The organism is Aurantimonas marianensis (assembly GCF_024195285.1).
Classification (GTDB): Bacteria; Pseudomonadota; Alphaproteobacteria; order Rhizobiales; family Rhizobiaceae; genus Aurantimonas; species Aurantimonas marianensis.
Genome location: NZ_JALHBS010000022.1, coordinates 1 through 19,490 on the forward strand (window position 1 = coordinate 1; position 19,490 = coordinate 19,490).

The 19,490-nt window shown below is 64.3% G+C and carries 15 protein-coding genes and 2 tRNA genes; 11 read left to right on the forward strand and 6 right to left on the reverse strand.

The window, feature by feature from the left end:
* From MJ956_RS03995 to serA, 4 genes are all read left to right on the forward strand, one after another.
* On the forward strand, positions 1 to 747 hold a 747-nt coding region (locus MJ956_RS03995; protein WP_253963189.1), incomplete at its 5' end, for an outer membrane protein.
* Between the two features lie 232 nt (positions 748 to 979).
* Positions 980 to 1,723, forward strand: coding sequence for an outer membrane protein (locus tag MJ956_RS04000; protein ID WP_253963190.1), 744 nt, complete (start codon positions 980 to 982; stop codon positions 1,721 to 1,723).
* Positions 1,724 to 1,916: 193 nt separating this feature from the next.
* Positions 1,917 to 3,092, forward strand: a complete 1,176-nt coding sequence (locus MJ956_RS04005; protein WP_253963191.1) for a phosphoserine transaminase — start codon at positions 1,917 to 1,919, stop codon at positions 3,090 to 3,092.
* A 253-nt stretch (positions 3,093 to 3,345) separates the two neighbouring features.
* Positions 3,346 to 4,953: a phosphoglycerate dehydrogenase gene (serA, locus tag MJ956_RS04010; protein ID WP_253963192.1), complete on the forward strand. Its 1,608-nt coding sequence runs from the start codon at positions 3,346 to 3,348 to the stop codon at positions 4,951 to 4,953.
* A gap of 41 nt (positions 4,954 to 4,994) precedes the next feature.
* Here the strand turns inward: serA and MJ956_RS04015 are convergent, their stop codons facing one another.
* Positions 4,995 to 5,921: a DMT family transporter gene (locus MJ956_RS04015; protein ID WP_253963193.1), complete on the reverse strand. Its 927-nt coding sequence runs from the start codon at positions 5,919 to 5,921 to the stop codon at positions 4,995 to 4,997.
* A gap of 224 nt (positions 5,922 to 6,145) precedes the next feature.
* Between MJ956_RS04015 and MJ956_RS04020 the strand changes: the two genes are divergently transcribed.
* Both MJ956_RS04020 and MJ956_RS04025 read left to right on the forward strand, forming a co-directional pair.
* Positions 6,146 to 7,438 carry an adenylosuccinate synthase gene (locus MJ956_RS04020; RefSeq protein WP_253963194.1) on the forward strand — a complete coding sequence of 431 codons (1,293 nt, stop codon included), beginning with the start codon at positions 6,146 to 6,148 and terminating at the stop codon, positions 7,436 to 7,438.
* A gap of 114 nt (positions 7,439 to 7,552) precedes the next feature.
* The gene (locus MJ956_RS04025; protein WP_253963195.1) at positions 7,553 to 9,400 is read left to right on the forward strand and encodes a hypothetical protein; all 1,848 of its coding nucleotides are present in this window, start codon (positions 7,553 to 7,555) and stop codon (positions 9,398 to 9,400) included.
* 186 nt (positions 9,401 to 9,586) lie between these two features.
* On the opposite strand, the gene rpoH is transcribed toward MJ956_RS04025, so the two are convergent.
* The gene (gene rpoH / locus MJ956_RS04030; protein ID WP_253963196.1) at positions 9,587 to 10,498 is read right to left on the reverse strand and encodes an RNA polymerase sigma factor RpoH; all 912 of its coding nucleotides are present in this window, start codon (positions 10,496 to 10,498) and stop codon (positions 9,587 to 9,589) included.
* Between the two features lie 211 nt (positions 10,499 to 10,709).
* Positions 10,710 to 11,711: an RluA family pseudouridine synthase gene (locus MJ956_RS04035; RefSeq protein WP_253963197.1), complete on the reverse strand. Its 1,002-nt coding sequence runs from the start codon at positions 11,709 to 11,711 to the stop codon at positions 10,710 to 10,712.
* Positions 11,712 to 11,767: 56 nt separating this feature from the next.
* Here MJ956_RS04035 and MJ956_RS04040 point away from each other — a divergent pair, with 56 nt between their 5' ends.
* Positions 11,768 to 12,118 (forward strand): fimbrial protein, encoded by a 351-nt coding sequence (locus MJ956_RS04040; protein WP_253963198.1) that lies wholly within the window; start codon positions 11,768 to 11,770, stop codon positions 12,116 to 12,118.
* Between the two features lie 73 nt (positions 12,119 to 12,191).
* A tRNA-Glu gene (locus tag MJ956_RS04045) sits at positions 12,192 to 12,266 on the forward strand.
* Positions 12,267 to 12,739: 473 nt separating this feature from the next.
* Here the strand turns inward: MJ956_RS04045 and MJ956_RS04050 are convergent.
* The 3 genes from MJ956_RS04050 to MJ956_RS04060 all read right to left on the reverse strand — a co-directional run bounded on the left by MJ956_RS04050 (position 12,740) and on the right by MJ956_RS04060 (position 16,031).
* Positions 12,740 to 12,816: transfer RNA gene (locus tag MJ956_RS04050), tRNA-Met, on the reverse strand.
* Positions 12,817 to 12,990: 174 nt separating this feature from the next.
* A complete protein-coding gene (locus tag MJ956_RS04055; protein ID WP_253963199.1) occupies positions 12,991 to 14,658 on the reverse strand; it encodes a long-chain-fatty-acid--CoA ligase in 1,668 nt (555 codons plus the stop codon).
* A gap of 131 nt (positions 14,659 to 14,789) precedes the next feature.
* A complete protein-coding gene (locus tag MJ956_RS04060; RefSeq protein ID WP_253963200.1) occupies positions 14,790 to 16,031 on the reverse strand; it encodes a Zn-dependent hydrolase in 1,242 nt (413 codons plus the stop codon).
* A 145-nt stretch (positions 16,032 to 16,176) separates the two neighbouring features.
* Between MJ956_RS04060 and MJ956_RS04065 the strand changes: the two genes are divergently transcribed.
* From MJ956_RS04065 to MJ956_RS04075, 3 genes are all read left to right on the forward strand, one after another.
* Positions 16,177 to 17,733, forward strand: a complete 1,557-nt coding sequence (locus MJ956_RS04065; protein WP_253963201.1) for an ABC transporter substrate-binding protein — start codon at positions 16,177 to 16,179, stop codon at positions 17,731 to 17,733.
* A gap of 70 nt (positions 17,734 to 17,803) precedes the next feature.
* Entirely contained in the window at positions 17,804 to 18,748 is a 945-nt protein-coding gene (locus tag MJ956_RS04070) for an ABC transporter permease (RefSeq protein WP_253963202.1), read from the forward strand.
* The coding region (locus MJ956_RS04075) for an ABC transporter permease (RefSeq protein ID WP_253963203.1) at positions 18,748 to 19,490 on the forward strand (743 nt) is incomplete at its 3' end. The genes MJ956_RS04070 and MJ956_RS04075, both read left to right, overlap by 1 nt.

Consider the following 19,490-nt stretch of genomic DNA (forward strand, 5'->3'; position numbering starts at 1 on the left):
CTCGGCTACGTCTTCGAGAGCGAAACCTCCGGCAAATACGGCTATTTGCGCGGCGCGCATGGCGGCGGCAACTTCGTCCAGTACTATCATTACGACAACATCGAAACCGACAGCGCCTTCATGGTCGGCGGCGGCCTCGGCTATCGCTTCAACCAGTTCGCCCGCATGGACCTGACCGCGGACTACTTCAGCACGGACCTGACCGGCTCGTCCAACTGTGTCGATGTGCCGAGTGCCTTCTGCCGCTATTCGGACAGCGCCGAAGTCGATGTCTGGACCGTGATGGCCAACGCCTATGTCGATCTTGGCACCTACGGCCGGTTCACGCCCTATGTCGGCGGTGGCGCGGGTATCGCCAACGTCTCCTATGGGACGATGAGCAATAAGTTCGATTGCAGTGGCGGCTTCACCGCCACCAACTGCGGCCAGACCTTCAAGCACGAAGGAATGTCCGAGTGGCGCTTCGCCTATTCGCTGATGGCGGGCGCCAGCATCGACATCACGCACAATCTGAAGTTCGACGCCGGGTACAAATATACCCGCATCGCGGAAGGTGAGGCGTTCGGCTGGGACGCCCAGGATATCGCGCGCGGCGCCAGCGGTGTGCAGGGCTACGACCACGGCTACGATTTGCATGCGGTCCGCGCCGGCCTTCGCTACGAATTCGGCGGGGGCGGCTTCGGCAAGGGCAAGGCGCCGGTCTATGCTCCCGAGCCGGTCTATGCGCAGGACGTGGTCTTCAAATAGACCTGCCGGTCGACATCAACGCTTCCAGGAAGGATCGCCGCCCGCGCAAGGGCGGCGGTCTTTCGCGTTTCGCAGCCCTTCGGATCCATAGGCCGCGCCTCGCCCGGCGAGCAATCACGGTTAAGGAACACGGTTAATCGAGCTTTAAGCTTTCGCTGCGACGGTAACCATCCAAACGACACCTTCGCTACGGCGGGTGGCACGAGGCGGAACGGCAGTGGGAAGCGGAGCCATGACAATCACCAGGACATTGATCGCGAGCGTCGTCGTGATCGGCGCGACAATCCCGGCCGCGCTAGCCGCCGACCTGCCGCCGATCTATGCGGAGCCGATCTATCAGGACGTGCCGGAACTGGTTCCGGTCGAGATCGGCAACGGCTGGTATCTGCGCGGCGACGTTTCCTACGACTTCGACAGCGACGTGTCCGTCGAAGGGGGCAGTCGGGCCGAGATGAAATTCGAGAACGGCTACGACCTTGGCGCGGGTGTCGGCTATCGTTTCACGGACTTCTTCCGAACCGACGTGACGGCGCGCTATTCCACCTTCGATGTCGATTTCGGTCCCGCGGCCGCCTATCGCTATGCCCTCTCCAGCGATGCCGAGTCATGGGAACTGATGGCCAACGCCTATGTAGATCTGGGCACCTTCGTCGGCTTCACACCTTATCTCGGCGGCGGCGTCGGCGCCATGCAGGTGGATTACGGCATCAGCTGCACGAGCGGCACGCTTGCTTGCGCCGCCATTCCCGGGGCGTCCTACACCGACACCAAGGACTGGCGCTTCGCCTATTCGCTGATGGCCGGCGTCGCCTACGATGTGACCCAGAATGTCGCGCTCGACATCGGCTATCGCTATCTCAATGTCGAGGCGGGCGATCTCTTCGGCCTGACGGCGGGCGGGGTCGATTACGCACTTCGCGACGACGGCTTCGATCGTCATACGATCCAGGCCGGCATCCGCTATTCGCTCTGGTAGCATTTTCCACCTCCATCAACGACGGACGGCGGGGCTCTGGCTCCGCCGTCCGTCGTTCGGGGCGCGGCGCGGGGTGCCGCCGAATGCTGACCGTCACCAAATTGCCGCTTGACCGGGGGCGGAAAACGGGAGTAGCGCCATCCGCGGGACACGCCTCCCCAACGAGGCGCTTCTATCTGTGAGGGTAGCTCAGATGGCGAATACCGCGAAGCCGGACCTGCGTCCGGCCAATCCCCGTTTTTCTTCCGGCCCCTGCGCGAAACGACCCGGTTGGTCGTTCGAGGCGCTTGCCGATGCCGCGCTCGGTCGCTCGCATCGCGCCAAGGTCGGCAAATCCAAACTGCAACAGGCGATCGAGGAAACCCGGGACATTCTCGGCGTTCCGGCCGACTATCGCGTCGGCATCGTGCCGGCCTCCGATACCGGCGCGGTCGAGATGGCGATGTGGTCGCTGCTCGGCGAGCGCGGCGTCGATGTCCTCGCCTGGGAATCCTTCGGCGCCGGTTGGGTCACCGACGCGGTCAAGCAGTTGGACCTTGCCGACGTGCGGACCTTCGAGGCTCCTTACGGCGAGATCGTCGACTTCGCGACGGTCGATTTCGACCGTGACGTGGTCTTTACCTGGAACGGCACCACATCGGGCGTTCGGATGCCGAATGGCGACGCCATTCCGGCGGACCGCAAGGGCCTGACCATCTGCGACGCGACCACGGCCGCGTTCGCGCAGGATCTGCCCTACGACAAGCTCGATGTCGTCACCTTCTCCTGGCAGAAGGTACTCGGCGGCGAGGCGGCACACGGGATGCTGATCCTCAGCCCACGCGCGGTCGCGCGGCTGGAAGGCTACAAGCCGGCCTGGCCGTTGCCGAAGATCTTCCGCCTGACCAAAGGCGGCAAGCTCATCGAAGGCATCTTCAGGGGCGAGACGATCAACACACCCTCGATGCTCTGCGTCGAGGACTATCTCGATGCCCTGGCCTGGTCGAGGCGGATCGGCGGCCTTGCTTCACTGAAGGCCCGCGCCGACGCCAATCTCGCGGCCATCGAAGCCTATGTCGCGGCGAACCCCTGGCTCGCCTTCCTCGCCGGCGACAAGGCGTTGCGCTCCAACACGTCGGTCTGTCTGACCTTTGCCGATCCGGCGATCGCGCGGCTCACCGCCGACGAACAGGCCGCCTTCGCCAAGGGCGTCGCCGCGCTGCTGGAGAAGGAGGGCGTGGCCCTCGACATCGGCGCCTATCGCGACGCGCCTCCGGGCCTGCGCATCTGGTGTGGCGCGACGGTCGAAACCGCCGACGTCGCAGCGCTGATGCCCTGGATCGGCTGGGCCTACGAGGTCCAGAAGGCGTCGCTGGCGAAAGCGGCCTGACCGGACGCCGGGACCGATGAGGCTCCGATTTCGGAGCTTCGTCATCCCGGTATCGAGCCGGTATCCATTCCAGATCGCCAACACGAACCGATCGAATCGAGGAGCCAGCTCTCCTCGATCGAAATGCAGGCCGGAAAGGCTTGGCATGGGTTCCGGCTCAGGGCCGGGACGACGATCGGCGAGGATGGCGCCCGTCTTACGCAGCGATGTGAAGTCCCCAGGAATCCGTCGCTCCTTCACAAGGACCATTTCCATGGCACCCCGCGTTCTCGTTTCCGACAAGCTGTCCAAGACCGCCGTCCAGATTTTCGCCGGCGGCGGCGTCGAGGTCGACTACATGCCCGATCTTGGCAAGGACAAGGACAAGCTGCTGGAGGTCATCGGCCAGTATGACGGCCTCGCGATCCGCTCGGCCACCAAGGTCACCGAGAAGCTGATCCAGGCCGCAACCAGGCTGAAAGTCGTCGGCCGCGCCGGTATCGGCGTCGACAATGTCGACATTCCGGCCGCCAGCCGGAAGGGCATCATCGTGATGAACACGCCCTTCGGCAATTCGATCACCACCGCCGAGCACGCGATCGCGCTGATGTTCGCGGTCGCCCGCCAACTGCCCGCCGCCGACGCCTCGACCCAGGCCGGCAAGTGGGAGAAGAACCGTTTCATGGGCGTCGAGATCACCGGCAAGACGCTCGGCATCATCGGCTGCGGCAATATCGGCGCCATCGTCGCCGCCCGCGGCGTCGGACTGAAGATGCGCGTCATCGCCTTCGACCCCTTTCTGTCCGCCGACCGGGCCGCGCATCTCGGCATCGAGAAAGTGGAGCTGCACGATCTCTTCAAACGCTCCGATTTCATCACGCTCCACACCCCGATGACCGACAAGACCAAGGGGATCATCGACAAGGCCGCGATCGCCAGGATGAAGGACGGGGTCCGCATCGTGAATTGCGCGCGCGGCGGCCTGATCGTTGAGGCGGATCTGGCCGAGGCGATCAAGTCCGGCAAGGTGGCCGGCGCTGGTGTCGATGTCTTCGAGGTGGAGCCGGCGACCGACTCGCCGCTATTCGGCCTCGACAACGTCGTCTGCACGCCGCATCTGGGCGCCGCGACCTCCGAGGCGCAAGAGAACGTCGCGCTCCAGGTCGCCGAGCAGATGTCGGACTATCTGATCCGGGGCGCGGTCGCGAACGCCATCAACATGCCCTCGATCACGGCCGAGGAAGCGCCGATCCTGACGCCATTCGTCCAGCTCGCCGAGTGCCTTGGCGCCTTTGCCGGGCAGGTCACCGAGGAGGCGATCACGTCCGTCGAAATCACCTACGACGGAAGCGTGGCTGCGATGAACACAAGAGCGCTGACCAGCGCGGCGCTGGCTGGGCTGATCAAGAGCCAGGTCTCGGACGTCAACATGGTCTCGGCGCCGATCATGGCGAAGGAACGCGGCATCCAGCTGACCGAATCGCGGCGCGACAGATCGGGCGTCTTCGACAGCTACATCAAGCTGACGGTCGTCACCGAAAAGCAGACCCGGTCGGTTGCCGGAACCGTCTTTTCCGACGGCAAGCCCCGCTTCATCCAGATAAAGGGCATCAATCTCGACGCAGAGGTCGGTCGGCACATGGTCTACACGACCAATAACGACGCGCCGGGCATCATTGGTCTGCTCGGCACGGTGTTCGGCAAGGCGGGCGTCAACATCGCCAATTTCCAGCTTGGTCGGGACCGGCCCGGCGGCAACGCCATTGCGCTGCTCTACGTCGATTCGCCAGTACCGGAAGATGTCCTGGACGCGGTGCGCGCCCACAAGGAGATCGCCAGTGCGAAGCCGCTGCGCTTCGACGTCGCGGATGTCGCCGGCTGATGTGACAGCCCGGTCTTCCTGATCGATACGGCGTCCCGTGATTACCGGGGCGCCGTTTTTGTATCCGGCGTTCGATGCCGTCTCGCAGCGCCGCGTTCGGCGAGCATGATGCCGCCGAGGACGAAGGCGAGCGCGATGAGATGATAGGTCCGCAATTCCTCGCCAATGATCACAACGGCGAGGAACGCTCCGAAGATCGGTACCAGATTGATGAACAGATTGGCGCGGTTCGGTCCGATCATCTCCACGCCGCGGATGTAGAGCGACTGGGCGATGAGCGAAGGAAAAATCGCCGTGTAGAGCGCGGCGGAGAGGCCTTGGCCATCCGGCAAGTGGGTATGACCCATCGCCCATTCGCCCAGAGCAAAGGGCACCGAGACGACGAAGGCGGAGGCGGCGAGCACGAAGATCGTCGAACGCCAGTTAAGTTGCGGCTTGAACCGTAGCGCAACCGTGTAGCCGCCGTACAGCAGAACGGCGATCATCATGAGGGCATCGCCCCGGTTGAGATCGAGGCTAAGCAGCGTCGACGGTTCGCCATGCGAAGCGGTGAGCGCGACACCGACCAGCGTGAGCGAGAAGCCGACGACCTGAAATGCCGAGACGCCCATGCGAAAGAGCACGAAGTTCGCCAGCAGCACGATCAGCGGCATCGCGGATTGCTCGATCGTCACGTTGATCGCGGTCGTGTAGTTCAACGCCAGATAGAAAATCGCGTTGAAGGTGGCAAAGCCGAGCCCGCCGAGCGCGAAAAGGAACGGCAGGTTGCGCCGGATCACCGGCCACTCCCGGCGCACATCGCTCAGCGCGAAGGGCGCCATGAACAGGCACGCGAAAGTCCAGCGCAGCAAGGTGAGCAGCATCGGCGAGACGTGACCGACGGCGAGCTTGCCCGCGATCGCATTGCCGCCCCACAACAGGGCGACAGTCGCCAGGACAAGATACGGATGCCGGAAGCGAGATGTCATGACTCTGCGTTTACGTGGGCGCGGCCGGGTCGCATAGAGGGGGTCGCGGTAAAATAAGTCTGCCTGAGAAAATCAAGCCTCGCGCGCTGAGCGGTCGATGCCGTCGGACCGCGCGTTTTCCGCAAGTTCGGTGGCCTCACGCCCTCGCTTCCGGCGGGGTGCTTGACTATAGTCCGCGCGCCTCGCCCCAGCCGGGGCGGACGAATTTTGCAAGAGGACACTTAATGGCCAACGTCGTCGTCGTCGGATCGCAATGGGGAGACGAGGGTAAGGGGAAGATCGTCGACTGGCTGTCGGAACGAGCGGACGTGGTCGTGCGGTTCCAGGGCGGGCACAATGCCGGCCACACATTGGTCGTCGACGGGACGTCCTACAAGCTTTCGTTGCTCCCATCGGGCGTCGTGCGAAAGGGCAAGCTGTCCATCATCGGCAATGGCGTCGTTTTCGATCCCCATGCTTTCGTCGCCGAGAAAAAGCGGCTCGAGGCGCAGGGCGTTTCGATCGATCCGCGGTCGCTGCGCATCGCCGACAACGCGGCGCTGATTCTCTCGCTGCATCGCGAACTCGACGCGACGCGAGAGAATGCGAGTGTCGGCACCAAGATCGGCACGACCGGGCGCGGCATCGGCCCGGCCTATGAGGACAAGGTCGGCCGGCGGGCGCTGCGCGTCATGGATCTGGCCCACCCCGACAGTCTCCCCGACCGGATCGAGCGCCTGCTCGCCCATCACAACGCCTTGCGCCGCGGCCTCGGACAGGGCGAGATCGACCCTGCGGCGATCCTTGACGAACTGACCTCGATCGCCGACGAGATCACCCCCTATATCGACCGCGTCTGGCGGCTGCTCGACGAGCGGCGCAAGGCCGGCGACCGGATCCTGTTCGAAGGCGCCCAGGGGACTCTGCTCGACATCGACCACGGCACCTATCCTTTCGTTACCTCCTCCAATACCGTGGCCGGGCAGGCTTCGGCCGGTTCGGGACTTGGTCCCGGCAGCGTCGGCTTCGTCCTCGGAATCACCAAGGCCTATACCACGCGGGTCGGGGAGGGGCCGTTCCCGAGCGAACAGGATAACGAGATCGGCCGTTTTCTCGGCGAGAAGGGCCGCGAGTTCGGCACGGTCACCGGCCGCAAGCGCCGCTGCGGGTGGTTCGATGCCGTGCTGGTGCGCCAGGCGGTTGCTCTCAGCGGCATCGACGGACTCGCTTTGACCAAGTTGGACGTCCTGGATGGTCTCGACGAAATAAAGATTGTCGTCGGATACAATCTCGACGGGAAGAAAATCGACTATCTCCCGGCAAGTCTGTCAGAGCAACAGCGGGTCGAGCCGATCTTCGAGACCTTGGAGGGCTGGAAAGATACCACGGCCGGGGCGCGCCGTTGGAACGACCTGCCGGCCCAGGCCGTCAAATATGTCAGACACATAGAAGAGTTGGTGCAGGCGCCGGTGACGCTTCTGTCGACATCGCCGGAGCGCGACGACACAATCCTTGTTCGCGATCCGTTTCAGGATTAGAGTCCGGGCGCCGGGACACCAGAAATCAAGACAAGTGAGTGACTGCGATCCATGGCGGACTTGAGCGGCGTACTTCGTAAAACGATTGATGGGCTGCCCCGCGCGACGCCGCAGATGCGCGCGAAGGTCTATGACAAGGCGCGGGCGGCGATTCAACGGCAGATCGACGCCGCGAATCCACCGCTCGCCGAAAACGTCGTCGAGACCCGTCTCGCCGCGCTCGAAGACGCGATCGCGCGCACCGAGCGGCATTATGCCGAGCCGGCGGATGTCGAGCCGGCCGACGATTTGTCCGCGCTGCTGGCGGCCGAGACACCGGAACCGCGAGACAGGCAGCGCGGGAGTGCCTCGGATGCGCCGGATGCCTGGGTCGGGGCGAGCGAAAGCCGCGCGCCAGCGCCGAAACCCGTCTTGCCAAAGGCGCCTTCGCTTTCAGAACGGCACGCCGAACAGGCGAGTGCGACACCCGAGGCGGGCGACAGGGCGGGGGGGCGCAACGAGGGCGGAATCGTCGGTTCCGTCTTCCCCGGATTGAAGAAACCCGCGGGGTCGTCACGCAGCGAACCGCCACCGTTCTTCCCGATCGCGGCGGAAGAGCCCGATGAAGCCGCCAGGCCATCTGCCGTCGGTGCTCCGTTCATCGTTCCCACTCCGTCCGGCGCGGAGCGACGCGACGCCGGCCGATCGTATGATGACGGCTCCTACGACGACGAGAGAATTCCGGCGGATATCCGTACGGACGAGGACATCCCCGAGGCCGACGTATCGGGCCCGCGTTATTCGCCGCGCAGAAAGCGGAAAGGCGCGGGCAGGGGCCGCTCCCTGATCGCCGCGACGCTCGTCATCCTGCTGTTGGGCGGGCTTGGAGTCGTCGGATGGAGCTATCGCAACCAGATCGAGGCATTGCTGGTCGCGCCCTCCGGTCTCGAAAAGATCGCCAACACCACGGACAATGAGCCGACGGTTGCGCCGGCGGAGCCGGGCGTCGCGGGAATCGCGGACGGTGGAACGGCGCCGGCCACCGGCGAGACGGTTTCGGAAAATCCGGATGCGGACGGGCAGGGGGAAGCCGGCACGGGTGAGGTCGCCAGCGCCGAGGTCCTGCAGGGCCAATCGAGCCGACAATTCACCCAAAGGCTGCTCCCGGATGGACCCGAGGTCGACGAGGGGCCGGCAGTCGGCGAGCCCAACGCATTCGATGAGGGTACCGACATTGCCGCGGCCTCGCCGGTAGCGGCGGATTCGCCATCATCGGCGACGCCGACAATCGCCAGCGAGATCGGTGAGGATCCCGCTATCGTCGGCGCCGCGCCCGCGGAGGCGCCGACGCCGGTTGCCGGTGAAGAAGCCGCAAGCCCTCAAGCCGAGAATCCCGAAGTCGCGGCCGTGGATCCTGCCGCTGGCGCCACGCCCGCTGTCGCGCAAAAGGCGGTGTTCTATCAGGAGCGGACGGAAACAACGTCCGGCACGCAGGAAGGTGGCAATGTCGTCTGGTCGGTGGTCAACGAGCCGCCAAGTGAGGGGCAGCCTCCGGAGCCAGCGATCGGCGCCGTCGCCGAGGTCCCGGATCAAAATCTCAAGATGACGATGACCATCCGCCGGAACGCCGATCCGACGCTGCCGGCAAGCCACGTCATCGAGCTTCTCTTCAATACGCCTGCGAATTTCAGCGGCGGCGGCGTCGCCAATGTGCAGCGTCTGGCCCTGAAAGCAACCGAGCAGGCGCGGGGTGAGCCGCTGATCGGGGTCGCGGGCAAGATCTCCGACGGCTTCTTCATCATCGCGCTGAACAATCTCGAACAGGCGATGCAGAGCAACCTTTCGCTGCTGAAAAGCGAGCAGTGGATCGACATCCCGATCGCCTACGAGACCGGTCGGCGGGCGTTGATGTCGATCGAGAAGGGGATACCAGGCGATCGCGTCTTCAAGGAAGCGCTGGACGCCTGGTCAGAAAAAACCTGACCACGCGACGGGCTGTCAGTGGCGGACCCGGAGCCCGCAGACGAGTGCAGGGATACGTCCGGAGCCAAAAGAGCGAGGGCGTCTGCCGTTCGCCCACGTCAGGGGGGCGCCGAATTCAAGAGAAAGGACCGGCGCGTCCACGGCGCGTCGGTCCTTTTGCATCCTAACGGTCGGCCGCTATACCGTTCACGTACCGGGCTGATCGACCGGGCGCAGGGCGCGATGCGCGGCTTCGGCCGTATCCCTGACGGCTTTCTGGACCTTCTCGAAGGCCCCGGCCTCGATCTGGCGCACCCGCTCGCGGCTGATGTCGAACTCGCCCGAGAGCGCTTCGAGCGTCAGCGGATCCTCGGAAAGACGGCGCGCCTCGAAGATCCGCCGTTCGCGATCGTTGAGGATATCCATCGCGTTGTGCAACATGCCGCGGCGCTGGTCGAGCTCGTCCGAGCGCGCCAGCGTCTCCTCCTGTGATTCGCTGTCGTCGACCAGCCAATCCTGCCATTCCCCGGACTCGCCCTCTGTGGCCCGCAAGGGCGCGTTCAGCGAGGCATCGCCGGAAAGACGGCGGTTCATCGACACGACTTCCTCGGCCGAAACGCCCAGTTGGGTAGCGATCTGGTCCACCTGCTCCGGCCGCAGATCACCCTCTTCAAGGGCCTGGATGCGGCTCTTCATCTTGCGAAGATTGAAGAACAAACGCTTCTGATTCGCGGTGGTGCCCATCTTCACGAGGCTCCACGAGCGCAGTATGTATTCCTGGATCGACGCCTTGATCCACCACATGGCGTAAGTCGCGAGACGGAAACCGCGCTCGGGATCGAAACGTTTGACGGCCTGCATCAGACCGACATTGCCTTCCGAAACGACTTCGCCGATCGGCAGGCCATAGCCGCGATAACCCATCGCGATTTTCGCGACGAGCCGCAAATGGCTGGTCACCAGCCGGTGCGCCGCATCACGATCGTCGTGTTCGGCATAGCGCTTCGCCAGCATGTATTCTTCCTGCGGTTCCAGCATCGGGAACCGGCGGATTTCTTCCAGATAGCGGCTAAGACCGCCTTCGCCCGAGGCGATGCTGGGAAGATTTGCCTGGGCCATTGGGTGACCTCCATGGTTGCAGCGGCGGCGGCCTCGAGGAAGCCGGCCGGGGCGCGGACCGCACATGCCCCGTCCACGCAGACCTTCTCATATAGGATTTTCTGATCCAAATTCACGGCACGTTCGCGTGCCATGTGGCGTAAACGGGCCTTCGAACGGCGCGTTCAGGAAATGAGCCTCGGACGTATCCTCGTTTTCCGCGTGAAGCCTCTCAGTCGGGATCAATGCCGAAGGCGACGCAGAGTTCCACCATATCCGCCGGCAATTCCGACTGAAAGGACAGGGGCGTTCCCGAAATCGGGTGGACGAAGCCGAGACGATGGGCATGCAAAGCCTGGCGGTGAAAGCCTTGGACGAGGCGTCTGGCACCCGGTTCGAGGCGCTCCGATTTGGTGCGAAATCCGGCGCCATAGACATCGTCGCCCACGAGCGGGTGTCCGATGTGGGCCATGTGAACCCTAATCTGATGCGTGCGTCCGGTCTCCAGGACACATTCGACCAGTGACGCCAGGCCAGCGTCGAGCGGCGACGCCGCACGCAGCGCATAGCGGGTGAGCGCGTGACGGGCGTCGCTTCGTCCTTCCGGCACGACGGCGCGTTTGACGCGGTCGCTGGCCGAGCGGCCGAGGGCGGCGTCCACCGTGCCGCGGGGTCTGGCGGGCACGCCCCAGACGATCGCGAGATAGGCGCGCGACAAGCGGCCGTCCCGGCCATGCGCGGCGAACTGTTCCGCAAGGCCCCGATGAGCCGTATCGGACTTTGCGACGACCAGCAGGCCGCTGGTTTCCTTGTCGAGGCGATGCACGATGCCGGGTCGGCGCACGCCGCCGATGCCGGACAGGCTGTCGCCGCAATGGTGGAGCAACGCGTTGACGAGGGTTCCGGTCCAATTGCCGGCGCCCGGATGGACGACGAGCCCCGCCGGCTTGTCGATGACGATGAGATCGGCGTCCTCATGCACGATGTGGAGCGGTATGGCTTCGCTATCGGGGGCGGCGTCAGTCGGCGGGGGCATGTCGACATCGATGGTCTCGCCGGCAAGAAGCTTGCGCTTGGCGACCGTCACCGCAGCGCCGCCTATCCGCACGCGGCCTTCGCCGATCAAAGCTTTGGCCCGGCTGCGGGAGAGGGCTCCCTCGCTGGCTTCCGCCAGAAAGCTGTCGAGCCGCTCGCCGGTTCCCGCGCCCTCGACCATGAAACGTCTTGTCTCCATGACCTTATCGCCTGTAGGAGCGGGAACGATTGCCAACGGAGCCCGCCCGATCGCCCATGACCCAAAGCGACGAAACTGAGATCGAAAAGCCGCTCGACCCGGCGACCGAACGGGTCCGGCGCAAATTGGTGCGGCTGCTGAGCGTGTCGATCGGGATCATGGTGATCGCGGTTATGGCGGTGCTGGCCGCAGTTGTCTACAAGGTCTCCAGCGGTTCGGGCGGGTCTCGCCTGCAGCCCGGTGCGGAACTGACCATCGCAATCCCGACGGGGGCCGAGATCGTCGAGACGTCACTTGACGGCGACCGGGTGCTGATCCGGATTCGGACGGCAACGGGGATGCGGCTGCTGCTGGTTTCGCTGTCCGACGGAGGCGTCCTGGCCAGCTACGCGCTTTCCGACGTTTGACGGTCGTCGTCGACAAAGCGGCGAAAGCCTCTTGCGCGAGCAACGTGCTGCCGTTATATCGGCCCTGCAACAAGCGCCCATCGTCTAGCGGTTAGGACGGCGCCCTCTCACGGCGCAAACAGGGGTTCGATTCCCCTTGGGCGTACCAGTTGCCTCTCGCCGCCGCTGGTCCTCTGCGAAAAACATCATCTACCACTGCTGAGCCGACCTGCTGCTCAGGCCGCCGCCTTAAATAATGCTCGCCATGGCGGTTGGATTGCGGTCTCGAACCATCTCGCCAGACGCAATGCGGGGTTTAAGTTCTCCCGGTCCAGCCGACAGTCACGGTTACAGTCCGCGATGCGGCTCACGCACCTTCCGCGGGCGATCGGGGATTTCTAGCCGGGGCCGAACGGCGGCGCCCATGATCGTAGCCGCCCTCGATCAAGCTGAAGGTAGCCAAGGGTCACGGGCCGACCATCATCAGCCGCAACCGAGGGGCGGCTTCAGCCGACATCCCCAGATGGAAACCCTTGGCCCCCGACAAGATTGACGACCGGGGGCAGAGGGCGTGCAGATAGCCGGTAAGCCAATGAAAAAACCCGCCGGATCAAGGCTAAGCGCTTGCTCTGGCGGGTTTTTTGGTTGCGGGGGTAGGATTTGAACCTACGACCTTCAGGTTATGAGCCTGACGAGCTACCGGGCTGCTCCACCCCGCGCCACGACCGTACGCCGCTTTGCGCCGCCGGTGAGTGCGATATATGCGAGGCTTTGGTGAATGTGAAGGGGCATTCTCGCTTTTCGGAAAATCAAGCCCGACCGGATGGTCGCTCCCCCGGATCGCGCCGCAATGTCGCTCCGCATGGAGCCGTTCCCGCGCCGCTTGGCCGGCATCATTCCCGCAGCGCCCGCCGCAGCACCTTGCCGACTCCGGTCTTCGGCAACTCGTCCCTGAACTCGACCGCGCTCGGTCGCTTGTAGCCGGTGAGATTGTCCCTGCAAAAGGCCTTGATCTGGTCGGCGGTGATCTGCGGATCGCTCGCCACCACGAAAAGCTTCACGGTCTCGCCCGAATTCTCGTCCGGGACGGCGATCGCGGCGGCCTCGACGATCCCCGGCATCCGCGTGACGACCTCCTCGACCTCGTTGGGGTAGACGTTGAAGCCGGAGACGTTGATCATATCCTTCTTGCGGTCGACGATCTTGAATTGGCCGCGCTCGTCCATGACGCCTATGTCGCCAGTGAGGAAGAAGCCGTCCTTCGTCATCACCTTGGCGGTCTCGTCGGGCCGGTTCCAGTAGCCGGCCATGACCTGCGGTCCGCGGATCGCGATCTCCCCCCGCTCGCCCATCGGCAATTCCTTGCCGTCATCGTCGACGATCTGCAACTCCGTCGATGGAATCGGCATGCCGATCGTGCCGCTGTATTCGGTGGCATCGGTCGGGTTGCAACAGGCCGACGGCGCGGTCTCGGACAGGCCGTAGCCTTCGCAGATGGAACAACCGGTCCGCTTCTTCCACAGTTCCGCCGTTGCCGCCTGGACGGCCATGCCGCCGCCCAGCGACAGTTTGAGATGCGACCAGTCGACGGCCCCGGCGTCTTTGTGCCTGGCCAGCGCGCCAAACAGCGTGTTGACCGCCGGAAACGAGTGGAACTTGTGCTTTTTCAACTCCTTCAGGGTCGCCGCGATGTCGCGCGGGTTCAAGATCAGGATGTTGCAGCCGCCGGTACGCATCGACAGCATCATATTCACGGTGAAGCCGAAGATATGGTAGAGCGGCAGCGCACAGACCGTGAGTTGCTGCTCCCCCGCCGGTATGTGCTTCATGGCCGGCATGTTCCACAATTCCGACTGCAGAACGTTGGCGATGATGTTGCCGTGGGTCAGGGTCGCGCCCTTCGACACGCCGGTGGTGCCGCCCGTATATTGCAGGACGGCAACGTCGGAACGGTCCGACGCTACCGGCGCGAACGTCGCTTCACGGCCCTTGGCCATCGCCGCTGTGAAGGGAACCGCGTCCGGTAGATGATAGTCCGGCACCAGCTTCTTGATCTTGCGAAGCACGAAATTGACGATGAAGCCTTTGACCGTCGGCAGCATGTCGCCGATGGTCGCGACGACCACATGCTCGACCGGCGTCTCGGCGCGGCAAGTCTCGAGCGTCTTCGCCATGTTCTCGAGAATGACGATCGCCCGCGCGCCGGAATCGGTCAGCTGATGGGAGAGTTCGCGAGCCGTGTAAAGCGGATTGGTATTGACCACGACCATGCCGGCCCGCAGCACCCCGGCAACCGCGACCGGATACTGCAGGACGTTCGGCATCATCAGCGCCACGCGGTCGCCCTGCTGCAGGCCGAGCGACTGAAGATAGGCCGCGAAAACGCGTGACTGCTCATCCAATTCGCGAAAGCTCATGGTTGCTCCCATGAAATGGAAGGCCGTGGCGTCGCCATGCTTGGCGAACGCCTCGTCGAGCAGTTCGGCGAGTGAGTGATAGGGAAAATCCGGCAATTCAGCGGGAACGTTCGCAGGATAGTGCTGGAGCCAAGGTTTCTGCATTCTCGATACCTCCCGTTATCTAAGGGTATCGATAGCGCAGTCTCGCGCGAAACGAAATTCGTTCCCATTTACGTAAACGGAAAAATTTGCCGGCGACGTTCGCGCGAAAGACGTCGCGGCCGAAAGCGAAATCACACGGCCAGCGATACCAAGGCCGCGAGCAAGAGATTGGCGCCCTTTTCGATATCCGGCCAAGCGGTCGATTCATCCGGGGCGTGGCTGACACCGCCCTTGCTCGGAACGAAGATCAGCGCCGAAGGGCAGAGCGCCTGCATGGTCTGGGCATCGTGACCGGCGCCTGACGGCATGGAATGGACGGGAATCCGCTGTCTTGCGGCTTCCCCGGCCAGGAGGCTCGCCAGTTCGGGGTCAAGTGTGACCGGCGCCAGCCAGCTTTTTTGCTCGACGGCGACGGCCAGGCGATTCAACGACGCGGCGGCGGCAATCACATCGCGCAGCCGTTCCGTCAATCGTCGCATGACCGCTTCCGAAATGTCCCGAATGATGATGGAGAACTCCGCTATGCCCGGAATCGTGTGTGGCGCGTTCGGCGTGAGATCCACCTTGCCGATGGTGATTCGCGATTCCTCTCCCCCGATATCGCGGATAATCGCCGGGATCGCGCTGGCAACCTCCGCCAGTCCGGCGAAGGCGTCGGCGCGCATCTCCATCGGCGTCGTGCCCGAGTGATTGGCCGTTCCTTCCAGTCGCACGAAAAGGTTGCAGACACCCGAGACCGAATGGGCGATGCCGATCGGGATTCCCGCGGCTTCGAGCACCGGGCCTTGTTCGATGTGCAGTTCCAGGAAGGCGCGGACGGAATTCGGCGCGCGCGCGGCGTTCAGGACCCCGTCGGGATTGAGGCCATGCGCGCTCATGGCCGAAACCAGGGTGACGCCGTCGGCGTCGCGTGCCTGATCGATCCATTCCCGCGTCACCTGGCCGGCGATCGCCTGGGAGCCGAGCATGCCGCCGAAGCGGCCTTCCTCCTCCGCCGTCGCGACGACTTCGATGGCCGTGGTCGGGTTCAGCCCGGCATCGCGCATCGCCCGCACGCATTCCAGAGCGACGCAGGCGCCGAGCGCGCCGTCGAAGGCGCCGCCCTCCGGCACCGTGTCGAGATGCGATCCGGTGATGATCGAGGGGCCGTCGGCGGGGCCGAACCGGCCGAAGACATTCGCCGCGCGGTCGCGGCGGACCGCGAGTCCGTCCGCCGCCATCTGATCGGCGAACCATTGGCGAACCGCCATGTCGGCCTCACTGAAGCCGATCCGGTTGAAGCCGCCGGTCAGCGGGTTCCGGCCGAACTCGTTCACCCCGGCCAGAAGGGATTGGAGACGGGAGAGATCGATTTTCGCTGTTGCCGAAGGCATTCGAATTTCGCCCCTCAATCAAAGTGTTGTCGCGCTTTTCAGGCATGATTGCCCGAGCGTCCGTGCAATTGATTATGAATTAAACATTGCTTTGGTGCAATTTATCATGATTAATTATGGAAGATGGACAGAAGGGGAGCGAGTCATGAGAAAATGGCTGACCGCGGCGATCGCCACGGCACTGATGGTACTGGCCCCGGCGGCGGTCGCCCAGACGCCGCCGAATGTTCTGGTGGTCGGCCAGATCGCCGAGCCGAAATCGCTGGACCCGCAGGCGGTGACGGCGGTCAACGATTTCCGCATCCTGGTGAACCTGTATGACGGGCTGGTTCGCTACAAGGACGGGACGCTGGAGGTCGAGCCCTCACTGGCCGAGAGCTGGACGATCTCCGAGGACGGCAAGACCTATACCTTCACGCTGCGCGAGGGCGTCAAATTCCACGACGGCACGCCCTTCGATGCCGAAGCGGTCAAATTCAACTTCGACCGGATGCTGAAGGAAGATCATCCCTTCGCCGACACCGGACCGTTTCCGCTCGCCTTCTTCTTCTCCGCCGTCGAGGAGGTGACTGCGGTCGATCCGACGACGGTCGAGTTCAAGCTCGACGCGCCCTACGCGCCGTTCCTGTCCAACCTGGCCTATCCGACCGGCCTGATCGTCTCGCCCGCGGCCGTTGAAAAACACGGCAAGGATTTCGGCCGCAATCCCTCCGGCACCGGCGCCTACAAATTCGCCGAATGGGAGCCGAACGCGAAAATGGTGGCGACCCGGAACGAGGACTACTGGGACGGCGCGCCGGAACTCGAGGCGGTCATCTTCCGGCCGATCACCGACGCCAACACGCGCATCGCCGAGATGCTGTCTGGCGGGCTCGACATCATGGTGGAAGTGCCGCCAGACAGCCTGCAGCAGTTCAAATCCTCCGGCGACTTCACGGTTCGCGAACAGGCCGGGCCGCATCTCTGGTTCCTGATCCTCAACACCAAGGAAGCGCCGTTCTCGTCCAAGGCGGCGCGTCAGGCGGCGAACTACGCGATCAACAAGACCGCGCTGGTGGACAACATCCTCCAGGGCACCGCCGATGTCGCGGCCGGGCCGACGCCGCCGGCCTTCGCTTGGGCCTATGACGAGACGCTGGAGCCCTATCCTTACGATCCGGAAAAGGCCAAGGAACTCCTCAAGGAAGCCGGATATGACGGCGAGGAGGTCACCTTCTACGTCACCGAGGGCGGCTCCGGCATGCTCGATCCGGTCGCCATGGGAACGGCGATCCAGGCCGACCTTCAGGCCGTCGGCATGAATGTTTCGATCGAGACCTATGAGTGGAACACCTTCCTCGGCAACGTCAATCCGGGCCTGGAAGGCAAGGCGGACATGGCCGAAATGGCCTGGATGACCAATGATCCGGACACCTTGCCGTTCCTTGCCCTCAGAACCGAGGCCTTCCCCGACAAGGGCGGCTTCAACTCTGGCTATTACTCCAACCCCAAGGTGGACGAACTCCTGGAAAAGGCCCGTCAGGTGACGGACCAGGGTGAGCGCGCGACACTCTACAAGGAGATGCAGCAGATCGTGAAGGAGGATGCGCCCTGGGTGTTCGTCGCCAACTGGAAGCAGAACGCGGTGACCGCCGCCGCCGTCGAGGACTTCAAGCTGCAGCCGTCCTTCTTCCTGATGCTGCAGGACGTCAAGAAGCCCTGATCGTCGCTCCATCGCGCCGGTGGCCTCGTGCCGCCGGCGCTCGTTCTTGCATCCGACCGGGACGTGCGCCGTGGCCGCCTACATCGCCAAACGCCTGATCGCGGCGATCCCGGTTCTGTTCGGGCTGACGATCATCGTCTTCCTGATCATGGCGATGATCCCCGGCGACCCCGCGACGGCGATCCTCGGCTCCTACGCGACGCCGGAAAACGTCGCGCGGCTCAACCGGGATCTCGGCCTCGACAAGAGCCTGCCTGAGCAATATCTCATCTGGCTCGGCAATCTGTTTCAGGGCGATCTCGGCCGCTCCTACACCTTGAACCGGCCGGTGCTCGACGAGGTGCTGGAGCGATTTTCCGCCACCTTGATCCTCGCCGGCACGTCGCTGATCCTGTGCTCGATCTTCGGCCTTCTCGCCGGCATCGTCTCCGCCGTGCGGCAATATGGCTGGACCGACAAGATCGTCACCCTCCTGGTGCTGATCGGCATATCGACGCCGTCCTTCTGGCTCGGCCTGCTGTTGATTCTCGGTTTCGCGGTCAAACTGCGGCTGTTTCCGGCCAGCGGCATGTACGCGATCTATGGCGGCGGCGATCTCCTCGACCTCCTGCATCATCTGGCCCTGCCGGCACTGACCCTATCCGTCGTCGCGACCGGCGTGATCGCGCGACTGACCCGTACCGCTATGCTGGAGGTGCTGCGGCAGGACTATATCCGGACCGCCCGCGCCAAGGGCCTCACCGAACGCCGGGTGATCTTCCGCCACGCCTTCAAATCGGCCTTGGTCAGCGTGATTCCGGTGATCGGCATCCAGGCCGGCTTCGTCATCGGCGGCGCGGTCTATATCGAGACCGTGTTCCAGTGGCCGGGCATCGGCTCGATGCTGGTCAAGGCGATCTCGACCCGCGATCTCCTGCTCGTGCAGGGCGGCGTCCTGGTCGTGGCGGCCGCCTATGTGCTGTTCAATCTCGCCGCAGACGTCGTGCAGACCCAGCTCGACCCGAGGTTGCGCTGATGACGGACGCGACCTTGGCCACTCCCGAACCCAAGGCCCGACGCGGACGGCCGGGCAGCGCGGCGCTGCTGTTCGCCAACACGCTGGCCACCGGCGGTCTCGTCGTGCTCGTCCTGATCGCGCTGACCGCCCTGGCGGCGCCGATCCTGCCGCTGGCCGATCCTGACGTCACCGCGCCGGCCGACCGCCTGATGCCGGTGTTCAGCGCCGGGCACCCGCTCGGCACCGACCATCTGGGCCGCGATATCCTGTCGCGGCTGATCTGGGGCACGCGGGTCAGCCTCGCGGTCGGCCTTTCGGCCACGTTCATCGCCGCCTTCTTTGGCTCGCTGCTGGGCCTCGTTGCGGGCTACGCCGGCGGTCGCACCGACAGCCTGGTCATGCGCGGCATCGATATGGTGATGGCGTTTCCCTACATTCTGCTGGCGCTGGCCATCGTCGCGGTGCTGGGGCCGGGGCTGATCAACGCGCTCTACGCCATCGCGCTGGTCAATATTCCGTTCTTCGCCCGCAACATCCGCGGCATCACGCTGGGGCTGTCGCGCCGCGAATTCGTCGACGCGGCGCGCCTGTCGGGCAAGACGCCGGCGCAGATCCTATTCCTGGAAATCCTGCCGAACGTTCTGCCGGTGATCGTCATCACCATGTCGACCACGGTCGGCTGGATGATCCTGGAAACGGCGGGCCTGTCGTTCCTCGGCCTCGGCGCCCAGCCGCCGCAGGCCGACCTCGGCTCGATGCT

Coding starts and splice junctions, on each gene's coding strand:
- MJ956_RS04000 (WP_253963190.1), top strand. CDS start 980: ATGACAATCACCAGGACATTGATCGCGAGCGTCGTCGTGATCGGCGCG.
- MJ956_RS04005 (WP_253963191.1), top strand. CDS start 1,917: ATGGCGAATACCGCGAAGCCGGACCTGCGTCCGGCCAATCCCCGTTTT.
- serA (WP_253963192.1), top strand. CDS start 3,346: ATGGCACCCCGCGTTCTCGTTTCCGACAAGCTGTCCAAGACCGCCGTC.
- MJ956_RS04015 (WP_253963193.1), bottom strand. CDS start 5,921: ATGACATCTCGCTTCCGGCATCCGTATCTTGTCCTGGCGACTGTCGCC.
- MJ956_RS04020 (WP_253963194.1), top strand. CDS start 6,146: ATGGCCAACGTCGTCGTCGTCGGATCGCAATGGGGAGACGAGGGTAAG.
- MJ956_RS04025 (WP_253963195.1), top strand. CDS start 7,553: ATGCGCGCGAAGGTCTATGACAAGGCGCGGGCGGCGATTCAACGGCAG.
- rpoH (WP_253963196.1), bottom strand. CDS start 10,498: ATGGCCCAGGCAAATCTTCCCAGCATCGCCTCGGGCGAAGGCGGTCTT.
- MJ956_RS04035 (WP_253963197.1), bottom strand. CDS start 11,711: ATGGAGACAAGACGTTTCATGGTCGAGGGCGCGGGAACCGGCGAGCGG.
- MJ956_RS04040 (WP_253963198.1), top strand. CDS start 11,768: ATGACCCAAAGCGACGAAACTGAGATCGAAAAGCCGCTCGACCCGGCG.
- MJ956_RS04055 (WP_253963199.1), bottom strand. CDS start 14,658: ATGCAGAAACCTTGGCTCCAGCACTATCCTGCGAACGTTCCCGCTGAA.
- MJ956_RS04060 (WP_253963200.1), bottom strand. CDS start 16,031: ATGCCTTCGGCAACAGCGAAAATCGATCTCTCCCGTCTCCAATCCCTT.
- MJ956_RS04065 (WP_253963201.1), top strand. CDS start 16,177: ATGAGAAAATGGCTGACCGCGGCGATCGCCACGGCACTGATGGTACTG.